The organism is Sphingomonas sp. GV3 (genome assembly GCF_031082075.1).
In the GTDB taxonomy this organism is placed as follows: Bacteria; Pseudomonadota; Alphaproteobacteria; order Sphingomonadales; family Sphingomonadaceae; genus Sphingomonas; species Sphingomonas beigongshangi.
The window spans coordinates 2,264,622-2,276,595 of sequence record NZ_JARWLE010000001.1; the positions used below are offsets into that span (position 1 = coordinate 2,264,622).

Sequence of the window (11,974 nt, forward strand, 5' to 3'; positions counted from 1 at the left end):
GGGTGAGGGCATCGGATCGCCGCGAGGCGCGACATCAGAAGCGCGCGGTGAAGGTGCCGAAGATCTGGCGCGGGCTGCCGTAGAACGCCGTGGCGATCCCCTCGCGCCCCAGGGTCGGGACATAGCCCGTGCCGTTGGTGATCGGCTGGTTGGCGGCGTTGAGCGGCGTGCCGGCGATGTCGGTCTTGATATACTGATAGCCGCTCGTCTTGTACCTCTTGTCCGTCAGGTTGCGACCATAGACGCCGATCGAATAGCGCCGCTCCGCGCCGAAGGCATAGGTCAGGCCGGCATCCCACAGGGTATAGCCAGGCTGATCGAGGAAGGGGCTCGCGGTTTCGAACTGGTGGGTCAGGCTGCGGTAGGAAATCGTGGTATTGGCGGTGAACAGGCCGTTGCCGACTGGAACCGTCCCCGACGCCGTGCCCGATGCGGTCCACTTGGGCGTGTTCTGGAAGACGCGGACATTCGCGATGTCGACGCCGGTCGGGCCGATGAAGCGGCGATAGCGCGCGTCGAGATAGCCCATCGTCCCGGCAAGGTTGAACGACGATCCGGCACCGGCGAAGTCGCGCGCCAGCACGGCGTTCGTCTCCAGCTCGATGCCTTTTATCCGCGCTTTCGCCGCATTGGTGGTGATGCCGACGAAGGTGGTGATGCCGTTCACCACCGACGCCGCCGATCCGGGCACCTGCACGTCGGTATAGTCGGCGTAGAAGCCGTCGAGCGCCCAGGTCAGCCTCCGGTCGAACGCCGCGCCCTTCCAGCCGATCTCGTAGCTCGTCACCGATTCAGGGCGGAACAGCAGATAATTGTAGATGTCCTGGTATGTGCGCCCGGCCGCCGGATTGCTGATCGGCGCCGACGCTCCCGAGCCGCGAGGATCGAAGCCGCCGCCCTTGAAGCCTTCCGAATAGGACACGTAGAGCAAGTGGTCCTCGCTCGGCTTGAAGTTCAGCGAGGCGCGCGGCGTGAAGCGCTTGAAATTCGCCTTGCCGCGAAAGTTGGTCAGCGGCGCGCCGAGCACGACCGCATTGCCCCCGAAATCGCTCGAAAGGCCGCCGATCTTGTTCGCCTTGAAGACGAAGGCCTGGCGTTCGTCCCAGGTATAGCGGCCGCCCAGCGACAGGCTGATCTGCGGCGTGAAATCATAGGTGAAGTCGCCATAGACCGAGGACGTCTCGGTGCGGACGTCGCCCGCCGTATTGGCATTGAGCGTCGGCAGGCCGAGCAGCGCACCCTGCTGGAACAGCAGGACGTCGAACACCGTCGAGGCCTTGGCGCCCAGATAATAATAGCCCACCAGGCCGTTCAGCTTGTCGGAACTGTAGAGAAGCTGGAATTCCTGACTGGTCTGCTCGTTGCGATAGACCGCGGGCACGTCGACATCGACCGCGGGCAAGGCGTCGAAATCGATCGGCGTATAGGACGTGTCGGCACGATAGGCGCTGATGCTGCGCAGCGTCAGCTGGTCGGTCAGCTTGGCGTTGACGCTCATCGACAGGCCGCCCGCCTCAATGTTCTGGCGCGGCGTGTTGAGTCCGGCCTGCGTGTCGAAGACGTTCGACAGCACCGGCGTGCCTGAGAACAGACCGGGGATCAGGCGGTGGCCGTTGCGCGGATTGCTCTTGTCATGCGTATAATCGCCGGTGATCCGCACGAACAGGCGCGTGTCCGGGCTTTCGAACTCGACTGTGCCGCGTGCAGCCCAGATGTCCTTGTTGTAATTGTCGATGTTGAGGTTCGTATTGCGACCGAAGCCGTCGCGGCTGAGCCGTGCGCCGGCTACGCCGACCTTGAGCATGTCGCCGATCGGCGTCGACAGCGCGACCACCGCGTCCGCCTGATTGTAGCTGCCATAGGTTCCCTTGACGCGCACCTCGGGCGTATCGGGCAGCCGCTTGGTGACATATTTCACCGCGCCGCCGATCGTGTTGCGGCCGTACAGCGTCCCCTGCGGCCCGCGCAGCACTTCGATGCGATCGACGTCGTAGATGTCGAGCACCGCGGCCTGCGGCCTGTTGAGATAGACGTCGTCCAGGTAGATGCCGATGCCCGCTTCGAAGCCCGGCACCGGATCCTGCTGCCCGACGCCGCGGATGAAGGCGGCGAGCGTCGAGTTGGAGCCCCGCGCGACCTTCAGCGTCGTATTGGGTGTCGTGTTCTGAATGTCGGTCAGGTCGATCGCGCCGGTCTTGGCCAGTTTGTCCGCGGTGAAGGCGGTAACGGCGATCGGCACCGACAGCAGCGTTTCCGCGCGGCGGCGCGCGGTGACCACGATATCGCCATTGTCCTGCGCCGGATCGCCAGCGGTGGCCGGCTCCGTCTCGGCGGCGGCGGCGCCCTGTCGAACGTCCTGTGCGGGATCGGCAGGAGAGACCTGCGCGAGCGCCGGCGAGGCGGCCAATGCCGCGAGCGCAGCGCCCAGCATGAGTGTCGTGGACGTACGAAGCGCCTTCATAGCCTATCCCCTCCTGTCGGCGCCGCGACCCTCGTCGCGCCCGGTTGATCCGGGTTGTACGCCGTTGCAGGGGCACTATACTGAAACCTGAACCATGTTTCAACTTATGATGACTGCATGGGTTCGTGGGGGTGGAGGGGATGCGATGACGCAGCAGGGCGGGGAAGCGATCGGCGCGCCGAACGACAAGACGCCGCGCACCGACCGCGGCCGGCGGACGCTACGCACGCTGCTCGATGCGGCGGCGGTGGAGTTCGGGGAACGCGGCTTTCACGATGCGTCGATCAGCGCGATCACGCGGCGCGCCGGCGTCGCGCTGGGCACTTTCTACACATATTTCGATTCGAAGGATGCGGTGTTCCGCGCGCTGGTGCGGGACATGTCGGACCAGGTACGCGATCATGTCGCACCCGTGGTCCGGGCCGCGCCGGATGGGCTCGCCGCAGAGCGGGCGGGCCTGGTGCAGTTCATCCGCTTCGTTCGCGCCCACAAGGAGATCTATCGGATCATCGATGAATCCGAGTTCGTCGATTCAGCCAGCTTCCGCGACCATTATGCGACGACCGCGGAGCGGATCGCGCAGCGGTTGCGCGCGGCGGCGACGCGGGGGGAGGTACGCGACGACGTGAACGACGTCCACGCCTGGGCGGTCATGGGGATGAACGTGTTCCTGGGCCTGCGGTACGGTGTCTGGGACGAGGATCGAACCGCCGAGGCCGTCGCGGATGCAGCGGCGTCGCTGCTGCGCGATGGCCTGGCGCCGCGCGACGGACGCGGCAAACCCGATGCGTGAGGCCCGCGCCGCACGCGGAACACCTGCTGCGCCCGGCGGTCGAACCTGTAGTCAGCGCGTCGGGTCGTCCGCGTCGAGCGCGCCGGCCAGTCCGTCGCGTATCGATCGCAGCGCCTCCACCGTATCGGCGGGCGTCCGCGCGCGGCGCCCCTCGTTCGCGAGCAGTTGCTGCACGCCGCGCATCGTATAGCCTTCGCGGTTGAGCAGCGCGTCGATACGACGCACGAGTGCCACGTCCTCCGGCCGATAGTAGCGGCGGTTGCCGGCCCGCGTCACCGGCCGCAGCTGGGGAAACCGCCCTTCCCAATAGCGGAGGATGTGATGCGGCACGCCCGTGTCCGCCGCCACCTCGCCGATCGTGCGGAACGCGCCGCTCGCCTTGGTAACCTCCGGCTTGCCCCCCTGCGATGCGATCCCCTGCGATCCGGCCTGTTCCGATCCGGCTCGGTCTGACCCGGCCACGTCCGAGGCGATCCGTCTCAGCCGGCGTTGACGATGCGGTCGCGCATCATCTGGCTGGCGCGGAAGGTCAGGACCCGGCGCGGCGCGATCGGCACTTCCACCCCGGTCTTCGGATTGCGACCGACGCGCTCACCCTTGTCGCGCAGCACGAAGGTGCCGAATCCGGAGATCTTGACGTTCTCCCCTCGGCCCAGCGCTTCGCACATCTCGACCAGTATCTGCTCGACCAGCTTGGCCGAATCCGCGCGCGACAGACCGATCTGCCTGTGCAGTGCCTCGGCCAGATCGGCCCGCGTCAGCGTTCCCGCGGTTGTCATCAACACTTCCAGCCCCCGCCTTCTGCAGTTCGTCCATGTGGTGCCGTGCTTACAACACCAAAAACGTGTCCGAAAGGGACTTTGTTTGCCTGAGGGTACAGCGGGGGCATATATTTGATCAACATCAATACCGAAGGACGGCCGCGCCCCACGTAAAACCGCCGCCCATTGCCTCCAGCACGACGATCTGTCCCGCTTTGATACGGCCGTCGCGCATCGCGACGTCGAGCGCGAGGGGGACGGAGGCGGCGGAGGTGTTGGCATGCCGGTCGACCGTCACCACCACCTTCTCCGGTGGCAGGCCAAGCTTGCGGCTGGTCGCGTCGAGGATGCGCGCGTTCGCCTGATGCGGCACGACCCAGTCGACGTCCGCCGCGGTCAGGCCGGCGAGGCCGAGCACCTCGTCCATCACCGCGGCGAGGTTGACGACGGCGTGACGAAAAACCTCGCGCCCCTTCATCCGCAGTTTGCCCACGGTGCCCGTCGTCGACGGTCCGCCGTCGACATAGAGCAGTCCGTTGTGCCGCCCGTCGGCGTGCAGCCGGGTCGCGAGGATGCCGCGGCCGTCGCCCTCGGCGCTGTCCTGCGCCTCGAGGACGATCGCGCCGGCACCATCGCCGAACAGCACGGCGGTGGTCCGGTCCTCCCAGTCGAGGATGCGGCTAAACGTTTCGGCGCCGATCACCAGCGCGCGGCGCTGCACGCCGGAGCGGAGCATCGCATCGGCGACCTGCACCGCATAGAGAAAGCCGGAGCAGACAGCGGCGACGTCGAAGGCGACGCAATCGTCGATGCCGAGCATCGCCTGCACCTTGGTCGCGGTGGCGGGAAAGGTCTGATCCGGCGTCGCCGTCGCCAGCACAATCAGGTCGATGTCTTGCGCCACCCTGCCCGCCGCGGCGAGCGCGGCGCGTGCGGCATCGGCGGCGAGCGTCGCGGTCGTCTCGTCCGGCCCCGCGATGTGCCGCATGCGGATACCCGTCCGCTCGACGATCCATTCGTCGCTGGTGTCGATCTGCTGCGCGAGGTCGTGGTTGGAGACTTGGCGGGCCGGAAGCGCGGAGCCGGTGCCGAGGAGGACCGAACGAATCATGACGCTTCCTTACGCGGCTTTTTCGAAGTTACCGAGGTCGTCGGCGATGCGCCGCGTCAGATCGGCCCGGACCATCTTGGCCGCATTGCCGATCGCGGTGGCGACGCCCAGCTCGTTCGCGCCACCGTGGCTTTTCACGACGATCCCGCCCAGGCCGAGGAAGACCGCGCCATTGTGATTATTGGGGTCGAGGTGGTCGCGCAGCAATTCGGTCGCCGGGCGCGAGATCAGAAAGCCGATCTTCGACCGCGCCGAGCTGCGGAACGCGCGCTTGAGCAGGTCGCCGACGAAGCGGGCGGTCCCCTCGGCGGTCTTCAGCGCGATGTTGCCGGCGAAGCCGTCGCAGACGATGACGTCGTGATGACCGCGAGCCAGCCGGTCGCCCTCGACGAACCCGGTGAAGGTCAAGGGCAAGTGGTTGGCGCCCCGCAGGATCGCGGCGGCGTCGCGGATCTCGTCGGTGCCCTTCTGGTCCTCGCTGCCGATGTTGAGCAACGCGACGCGGGGCGATTCGAGGTCGAGGATGGTGCGCGCATAGGCGGCGCCCATCACCGCGAACTGGACGAGGTTGCGCGCGTCGCACTCGGTGTTCGCCCCGAGGTCGAGCATGATCACGTCATTGTCGCCGAGCGTCGGCAGCGGCGCGGCGAGTGCGGGACGATCGATGCCCGGCAGCGTGCGCAGCGCCAGCTTCGCCATCGCCATCAGCGCACCGGTATTGCCGGCGGACACCGCGGCACCGGCCCGACCCTGCTTCACGAGATCGATCGCGACGCCCATCGACGTCGTCCTGGCGCGGCGGATCGCCTGGCTGGGCTTTTCGCTGGAGCCGATCTGATCGGCGGCGTGGACGATCTCGCTCGCCTGGCGAAGGTTGGGATGTCCCTTCAGCCCCTCGGCGATGGCGGACTCGTCCCCGACCAGCAGGAACCGCATGCCCTCGTGGCGGCGGCGCGCGCGGGCGACGCCGGCCAGCATCACCGCCAGCCCCTCGTCGCCGCCCATCGCATCGACGGCGATCCAGGATTGGTCGGGCATGATGTTCAGCGCTTATCCAGAGGTGAGGTGGAGGGCTTAGCCCTCGACCGAGACGATCTCGCGACCGTTATAGTGACCGCAGGCGGTGCACAGATTGTGGGGACGCTTCAGCTCGCCGCAGTTCGGGCATTCCTGGAACGATTCGATCGACAGCGAATCGTGGCCACGACGCATGCCGCGCTTCGAGGGAGAGGTCTTTCGCTTGGGGACGGCCATTGCGGCACCTTGTTCTTGATCAAATGACGAACCGATACGCACGACCGGCGCCGCCCGCACGACCCGCGCTCGCCGCCGGTCGCTGGGCGCCGCCGTACAGCCGGGCGCATCGCGAAGCGCGGGCCTATAGCGAATTCGCCGATTGTTGCAAGCTTTGCCCGCCGGCAACCGGCAGACCCCCCGGAAAATTACATTCGCCTATCCCACCGGATCGCCCGACGGTCTCACCCGCCCGCGCGTTCGGGGAGGATTCGCCGGGCAAGATCCGACCCCCCGTTGTGAAAAGTCACAAAGGTCACACTGTTCGCGGGTCATACGCCCGGAGCGCGACGACGATAAGAAACAGCGCGCCGCGTCGAGCCAATCGCATGACCATAGCCGATTCGGACCGTGTAGGAAAGGCCGAGTCGGTTCTTTTCGATGCCTCCCGTTCCGGCTCCCGAGCCTTGGCCAGGCTTCTCTTGGCCAGGCTTCTATCGCGACCCGCCGGGGGACGTGCGTCGTCTATAGCGTCGTCCCCCCAGTCTCGTGAAAAGCCGCTGCGCTGCCGATGAGGAGCACAGGGCGAACGATGGTCTGCGTGCCGCAGGTTCCCGGCCCCCTGACCACCATCGACAGCTGCCCCGACTGCCGGACGCGGGTGCGGTTGGCAGTCCCAGACACGACCATGCCAGCTGGCGCAGTGCGGAAGCCCGCCGTTGCGACGTGGGGGAACGACCGTCGCTCGACGCGTCGATCAGACCCGGGGAAGGAGGCCAGCCGGGGAGAGGGATATGGCCGCGGCGCCTACTCCACCGCGAGCGCGCGGTCACTGACGAACATGTTGTGCGCGCGCTCGTGCGCGAAGGTGCTGGGATTGCCGTGGCCGGGGATGAAGGCGGTGTCGTCGCCCAGCGGCCACAACTTGGTGACGATCGATTCGATCAGCTGCTGGTGGTTGCCGCCGGCGAGGTCGCTGCGCCCGACAGAGCCCTGGAACAGGACGTCGCCGACCTGCGCGAACTTCGACGGCGCGTGGTGGAAGATGACGTGGCCGAGCGTATGGCCCGGCGTCTCGTAGACATCGAGCGTCAGGTTGCCGACGGTGACGGTGTCGCCGTCGACCAGCCAGCGGTCGGGCTCGAACACCTCGCCGCGGATGCCATAGGTACGGCCGTCCTCGTCGAGCCGCGCGAGCCAGAAGCGGTCCGCCTCGTGCGGCCCCTCGATCGGCACGCCAAGATCGCGCGCCAGCGCCTTCGCCTCTCCGGCATGATCGATATGACCGTGGGTGAGCAGGATCTTCTCGACGGTGATGCCCGCCTGGCCGATCGCCGCCTTGATCCGCGGCAGGTCGCCGCCGGGATCGACGACGGCCGCCTTCATCGTCTCCGTGCACCAGATCAACGTGCAATTCTGCTGGATCGACGTCACGGGGACGATCGCGGCGCGAAGGGGGGAAGGCTGGTTCATCGCCGCAGGAGATAGGCCGCGCATCGGGTCGCGGCAATCGCGGCTTGCGCGAAGTCGCGTCGCCTGTGCATCTGGGCCGATGACCGCCGCTCCGTTCGTGCTGCTCGACGATGCCCGCCCCGGCGGCACGGCACGCCTGTACCGCGACCCGGTCGCGACCGTCACGGCGACGGATACGGCGGCGGTGGCACCCGCGCTGGCGCGGTTGCGGGCGGCACGGGCGCAGGGGCTGCATGCCGCGGGATATCTGGCCTATGAGGCCGGCGCCGCACTGGTGCCGCGCGCGCCGCAGCGCGACGCGATCGACGGCGGCGATGCGCCGCTGCTGTGGTTCGGACTGTTCGCGGCGTGGCAGGCAGTGGACGCGGCGGCCTGGCTGCCCGATCCGGCGGGCGCCTATGCCGGTCCGCCCGTGCCGCGGATCGGCCGCGACGCCTATGACGCGGCGCTGGCACGCGTGCTCGACTGGATCGCGGCGGGCGACATATACCAGGCGAACCTGACGCTGCGCGCCGACGTGCCGGTCGCGGGCGATCCGCTGGCGCTCTACGCCCGGCTGCGTGCCCGGTCCGCGGCGGGCCATGGCGCGGTGGTGGCGACGGGCGCACGGACGATCGTGTCGCTGTCGCCCGAAATGTTCTTCGCGCTGGACGGCGACCGCCTGACCTGCCGCCCGATGAAGGGCACGGCCGCGCGCGGCGATACGGCGCTTGCGGACGCGGAGGCGGCGGACCGGCTGGCCCGGGACGAAAAGCAGCGCGCCGAGAACCTGATGATCGTCGACCTGATGCGCAACGACCTGTCGCGCGTCGCGGTGCCGGCCAGCGTCGCGGTGCCGACGCTGTTCGCGGTCGAAACCTATCCGACGATCCACCAGATGACCTCGACCGTCACCGCGACGCTGGCACCCGGGCGCGACGCCGTCGATGTGCTCGAGGCGCTGTTTCCCTGCGGTTCGATCACCGGCGCGCCCAAGCTGCGCAGCATGGACGTGATCGCCGCGGTCGAGACGGAAGCGCGCGGCGTCTACACCGGGAGCATCGGGCGGATCGATGCCGGCGGCGACGCGGCGTTCAACGTCGCGATCCGGACGCTGGAGGTCGCCGACGGCGCCGCCGCGGCGACGCTGGGCCTGGGATCGGGCATCGTCGCCGACAGCCGCGCGGACGCGGAATGGGCGGAATGCCTCGCCAAGGGTGCCTTCGTCACGGCCGGGCAGCGCCCGGTCGACCTGATCGAGACGATGGCGTTCGACCCGGAAGACGGCATCGCGCTGCTGGAGCGTCATCTGGCGCGACTGAAGACGAGCGCGTCGGCGCTGGGCTTTGCCTTCGACCGCCACGCCGCGCGCAACGAACTGCAGGCGGCGACCTTCCGGTTGCGCCAGCCGGGGAAGGTGCGGCTGCTGCTCGCGCGAAGCGGCGCGATCGCGATCGAGGTCGCGCCCCTTCCCGCGCCGCGCGCGACGCCGATGCGTGTCGCCATCGTACCCCTGCCCGTCGCGCCGCACGACTATCGGCTGCGCCACAAGACGAGCGACCGCGGCTTCTACGACGCCGCGCGGCGTGCGGCGGGAACGGACGAGGTCGTCTTCGCGAGCAAGGGCGTGTTGACGGAGGGAAGCTTCACCTCGCTGTTCGTGCCGCGCGACGACGGCCTGCTGCTGACCCCGCCATCATCCCGCGGCCTGCTGCCCGGCATATTGCGCGCCGAATTGATCGAAACGGGCGTGGCGATCGAGCAGGATGTGTCAATCGACTTGCTCCCTGCGCAATTTTTTGTCGGAAACGCGGTGCGCGGCCTGATTCCGGCGGTTCTCGCGGTTGCGGAAAACGGCACCGGGTCGCTATAGGGCGCGCGCGCTCTTTCCAGCTCGAAAGTCCCTGTCATGAAGCCCTCTGCCGCGCTTGGTCGCATCAGCCCCTCGCCCACGCTCGCGATCACCAGCCGCGTGCTCGAGCTGAAGCGCGCCGGTGTCGACGTCATCGGCCTTGGCGCGGGCGAGCCCGACTTCGATACGCCCGACTTCGTCAAGGAGGCCGCCATCCAGGCGATCCGCGACGGCAAGACGAAATACACCAACGTTGACGGCACGATCGAGCTGAAGCAGGCCATCGTCGCGAAGTTCGCGCGCGACAACCATCTGACTTACACGCCCGACCAGGTGACGGTGAACGTCGGCGGCAAGCACACCTTGTTCAACGCGATCGTCGCCACGGTGGATGCCGGTGACGAGGTAGTGGTACCCGCGCCGTATTGGGTTAGCTATCCAGACGTCGTCCAGTTCGCGGGCGGCACGCCGGTGATCGCGATCGCCGGGCCCGAGACGAACTACAAGCTGACCCCCGAGGCGCTGGACGCCGCGATCACGGAACGCACCAAATGGGTGATCCTGAACTCGCCGTCGAACCCGACTGGTGCGGCCTACACGGTCGACGAGCTGAAGGCGCTCGGCGAAGTGCTGGCGCGGCATCCGCACGTGTGGATCTTCGCGGACGATATGTACGAGCATATCGTCTATGACGGCTTCCGCTTCGCGACGATCGCCGAGGTGTGCCCCGACCTGTACGACCGGACGCTGACGGTCAACGGCTGCTCCAAGGCCTATGCCATGACGGGCTGGCGCATCGGGTTCGCCGCCGGCGCGGCGTGGCTGATCAAGGCGATCGCCAAGCTGCAGTCGCAGTCGACCAGCAATCCCTGTTCGATCGCGCAGGCGGCCGCCGTCGCCGCGCTGACCGGACCGCAGGATTTCCTCAAGGAGCGCGCGCAGGCGTTCCAGGCGCGGCGCGACCTCGTCGTCGGCATGCTCAATGCGATCGACGGCATGACCTGCCCCACGCCGGAGGGCGCCTTCTACGTCTATCCGTCGTTCGCGCCGCTCATCGGCAAGACGACGCCGGGCGGACGTCTGATCGCGAGCGACGAGGACTTCGTCGGCTACCTCCTCGACGATGCCAAGGTCGCGGCGGTGCAGGGCGCCGCGTTCGGCCTGTCGCCGGCGATGCGGATCAGCTATGCGACGTCGGACGATCTGCTGCGCGAGGCCTGCACGCGCATCCAGGCGGCCTGCGCCGCCCTGCGCTAGGGCCTCGCGCGCACATCATTAACATAGATCGCTGCACGATGAACGGCGCGCCCACGCGTCGTTCATCGGTGCGTTTCCATAAACGCGATTGAGATCAACATGCCGCGCGACCATGTCGCACGGTGAAGGCCGGGCCAGCGACGACGCCGCGCCCGGGTGACGTAAAGGTGACAGACGATGTCCAAGACCATGCAGAAGCTGGTGAAGTCCGATTTCTTCTGGCGGTTCGTCGGCGGCTTCGCGATCGGTGCCGTCGGCGTCGTGACGCTGCAGCCGGCTAGCGCCCAGCACCAGTCGCAGCCCGCGCCGGCCGCCGCCGTCCACCCAGTGCGATAACGCACGATGCGGGTCGCGGCCTCTGGTAAATCGGCGGTCGCCGCCCATCTTGACGCCATGCTCAAGACGCTCTTGCCGATGGCTGCCGCAGGCGGCCTGCTTCTCGCCTCCGCCGGCTTCGCGCATGCGGAGCGCGCCGTGCCGATCCCCGCGGCACGTGTCGACGTGCCGGCGACGCCCGGTACGCAGACCGCGGTCCTCGCCGGCGGCTGCTTCTGGGGAATGGAGGCGGTGTTCGAGCGCGTGAAGGGCGTGAAAACCGTGACCGCGGGCTATGCCGGCGGGACGCGCGGCGACGCCAGCTACCCGCAGGTTTCGACCGAGACGACGCGCCACGCCGAGGCGGTGCGGATCGTCTTCGATCCGCGCGAGGTCAGCTATGCAACGCTGCTGCGCGTCTATTTCTCGATCGCGCACGATCCGACGCAACTCAATCGCCAGGGGCCGGACAGCGGGCCGAGCTACCGCTCCGCGATCTTCCCGCAGGATGCGCGGCAAGCGGCGGTGGCCCGCGCCTATATCGCGCAGCTGGGCCAGGCGAAGAGCTTCGGCAAGCCGATCGTCACGCGGATCGAGCAGGGCGCCTTCTACCCGGCCGAGGCCTATCACCAGAACTTCTTCGACCGTAACCCGAACCACCCCTATATCGTCGCGTGGGACAAGCCGAAGGTCGCGGCATTCAAGGCGGGCTTTCCCACGCTGGCACGCTGAAGTGCGA

Annotated in this window: 12 protein-coding genes; 5 read left to right on the forward strand and 7 right to left on the reverse strand. The window is 67.9% G+C overall.

Features of this window, described 5'->3' with window-relative positions; translation table 11 throughout:
• Positions 1 to 34: 34 nt before the first annotated feature.
• Positions 35 to 2,461 (reverse strand): TonB-dependent receptor, encoded by a 2,427-nt coding sequence (locus tag RF701_RS10780; protein ID WP_210357546.1) that lies wholly within the window; start codon positions 2,459 to 2,461, stop codon positions 35 to 37.
• Positions 2,462 to 2,606: 145 nt separating this feature from the next.
• Here RF701_RS10780 and RF701_RS10785 point away from each other — a divergent pair, with 145 nt between their 5' ends.
• Complete coding sequence (locus tag RF701_RS10785; RefSeq protein ID WP_308814962.1) at positions 2,607 to 3,254, forward strand: TetR/AcrR family transcriptional regulator; 648 nt, start codon at positions 2,607 to 2,609, stop codon at positions 3,252 to 3,254.
• A gap of 51 nt (positions 3,255 to 3,305) precedes the next feature.
• Here RF701_RS10785 and RF701_RS10790 read toward each other — a convergent pair whose 3' ends face one another.
• The 6 genes from RF701_RS10790 to RF701_RS10815 all read right to left on the reverse strand — a co-directional run bounded on the left by RF701_RS10790 (position 3,306) and on the right by RF701_RS10815 (position 7,832).
• Complete coding sequence (locus RF701_RS10790; RefSeq protein ID WP_210357881.1) at positions 3,306 to 3,668, reverse strand: MerR family transcriptional regulator; 363 nt, start codon at positions 3,666 to 3,668, stop codon at positions 3,306 to 3,308.
• Positions 3,669 to 3,733: 65 nt separating this feature from the next.
• The gene (locus RF701_RS10795; protein ID WP_203309183.1) at positions 3,734 to 4,033 is read right to left on the reverse strand and encodes an integration host factor subunit alpha; all 300 of its coding nucleotides are present in this window, start codon (positions 4,031 to 4,033) and stop codon (positions 3,734 to 3,736) included.
• A 124-nt stretch (positions 4,034 to 4,157) separates the two neighbouring features.
• Positions 4,158 to 5,126 carry a beta-ketoacyl-ACP synthase III gene (locus RF701_RS10800; protein WP_308814963.1) on the reverse strand — a complete coding sequence of 323 codons (969 nt, stop codon included), beginning with the start codon at positions 5,124 to 5,126 and terminating at the stop codon, positions 4,158 to 4,160.
• Positions 5,127 to 5,135: 9 nt separating this feature from the next.
• Positions 5,136 to 6,164: a phosphate acyltransferase PlsX gene (gene plsX / locus RF701_RS10805; protein ID WP_210357544.1), complete on the reverse strand. Its 1,029-nt coding sequence runs from the start codon at positions 6,162 to 6,164 to the stop codon at positions 5,136 to 5,138.
• Between the two features lie 36 nt (positions 6,165 to 6,200).
• Complete coding sequence (gene rpmF, locus RF701_RS10810; protein ID WP_198354171.1) at positions 6,201 to 6,380, reverse strand: 50S ribosomal protein L32; 180 nt, start codon at positions 6,378 to 6,380, stop codon at positions 6,201 to 6,203.
• 786 nt (positions 6,381 to 7,166) lie between these two features.
• Complete coding sequence (locus RF701_RS10815; protein ID WP_210357542.1) at positions 7,167 to 7,832, reverse strand: MBL fold metallo-hydrolase; 666 nt, start codon at positions 7,830 to 7,832, stop codon at positions 7,167 to 7,169.
• A 79-nt stretch (positions 7,833 to 7,911) separates the two neighbouring features.
• On the opposite strand from RF701_RS10815, the gene pabB reads away from it, so the two are divergent.
• From pabB to msrA, 4 genes are all read left to right on the forward strand, one after another.
• Positions 7,912 to 9,684 (forward strand): aminodeoxychorismate synthase component I, encoded by a 1,773-nt coding sequence (gene pabB / locus RF701_RS10820; protein ID WP_210357541.1) that lies wholly within the window; start codon positions 7,912 to 7,914, stop codon positions 9,682 to 9,684.
• A 36-nt stretch (positions 9,685 to 9,720) separates the two neighbouring features.
• Complete coding sequence (locus RF701_RS10825; protein WP_287980862.1) at positions 9,721 to 10,920, forward strand: pyridoxal phosphate-dependent aminotransferase; 1,200 nt, start codon at positions 9,721 to 9,723, stop codon at positions 10,918 to 10,920.
• A 177-nt stretch (positions 10,921 to 11,097) separates the two neighbouring features.
• Positions 11,098 to 11,256 (forward strand): hypothetical protein, encoded by a 159-nt coding sequence (locus RF701_RS10830; protein ID WP_203309381.1) that lies wholly within the window; start codon positions 11,098 to 11,100, stop codon positions 11,254 to 11,256.
• Between the two features lie 57 nt (positions 11,257 to 11,313).
• Positions 11,314 to 11,967 (forward strand): peptide-methionine (S)-S-oxide reductase MsrA, encoded by a 654-nt coding sequence (msrA, locus tag RF701_RS10835; protein WP_210357539.1) that lies wholly within the window; start codon positions 11,314 to 11,316, stop codon positions 11,965 to 11,967.
• The last annotated feature ends 7 nt before the right edge of the window (positions 11,968 to 11,974 follow it).

Coding starts and splice junctions, on each gene's coding strand:
- RF701_RS10780 (WP_210357546.1), bottom strand. CDS start 2,461: ATGAAGGCGCTTCGTACGTCCACGACACTCATGCTGGGCGCTGCGCTC.
- RF701_RS10785 (WP_308814962.1), top strand. CDS start 2,607: ATGACGCAGCAGGGCGGGGAAGCGATCGGCGCGCCGAACGACAAGACG.
- RF701_RS10795 (WP_203309183.1), bottom strand. CDS start 4,033: ATGACAACCGCGGGAACGCTGACGCGGGCCGATCTGGCCGAGGCACTG.
- RF701_RS10800 (WP_308814963.1), bottom strand. CDS start 5,126: ATGATTCGTTCGGTCCTCCTCGGCACCGGCTCCGCGCTTCCGGCCCGC.
- plsX (WP_210357544.1), bottom strand. CDS start 6,164: ATGCCCGACCAATCCTGGATCGCCGTCGATGCGATGGGCGGCGACGAG.
- rpmF (WP_198354171.1), bottom strand. CDS start 6,380: ATGGCCGTCCCCAAGCGAAAGACCTCTCCCTCGAAGCGCGGCATGCGT.
- RF701_RS10815 (WP_210357542.1), bottom strand. CDS start 7,832: ATGAACCAGCCTTCCCCCCTTCGCGCCGCGATCGTCCCCGTGACGTCG.
- pabB (WP_210357541.1), top strand. CDS start 7,912: ATGACCGCCGCTCCGTTCGTGCTGCTCGACGATGCCCGCCCCGGCGGC.
- RF701_RS10825 (WP_287980862.1), top strand. CDS start 9,721: ATGAAGCCCTCTGCCGCGCTTGGTCGCATCAGCCCCTCGCCCACGCTC.
- RF701_RS10830 (WP_203309381.1), top strand. CDS start 11,098: ATGTCCAAGACCATGCAGAAGCTGGTGAAGTCCGATTTCTTCTGGCGG.
- msrA (WP_210357539.1), top strand. CDS start 11,314: ATGCTCAAGACGCTCTTGCCGATGGCTGCCGCAGGCGGCCTGCTTCTC.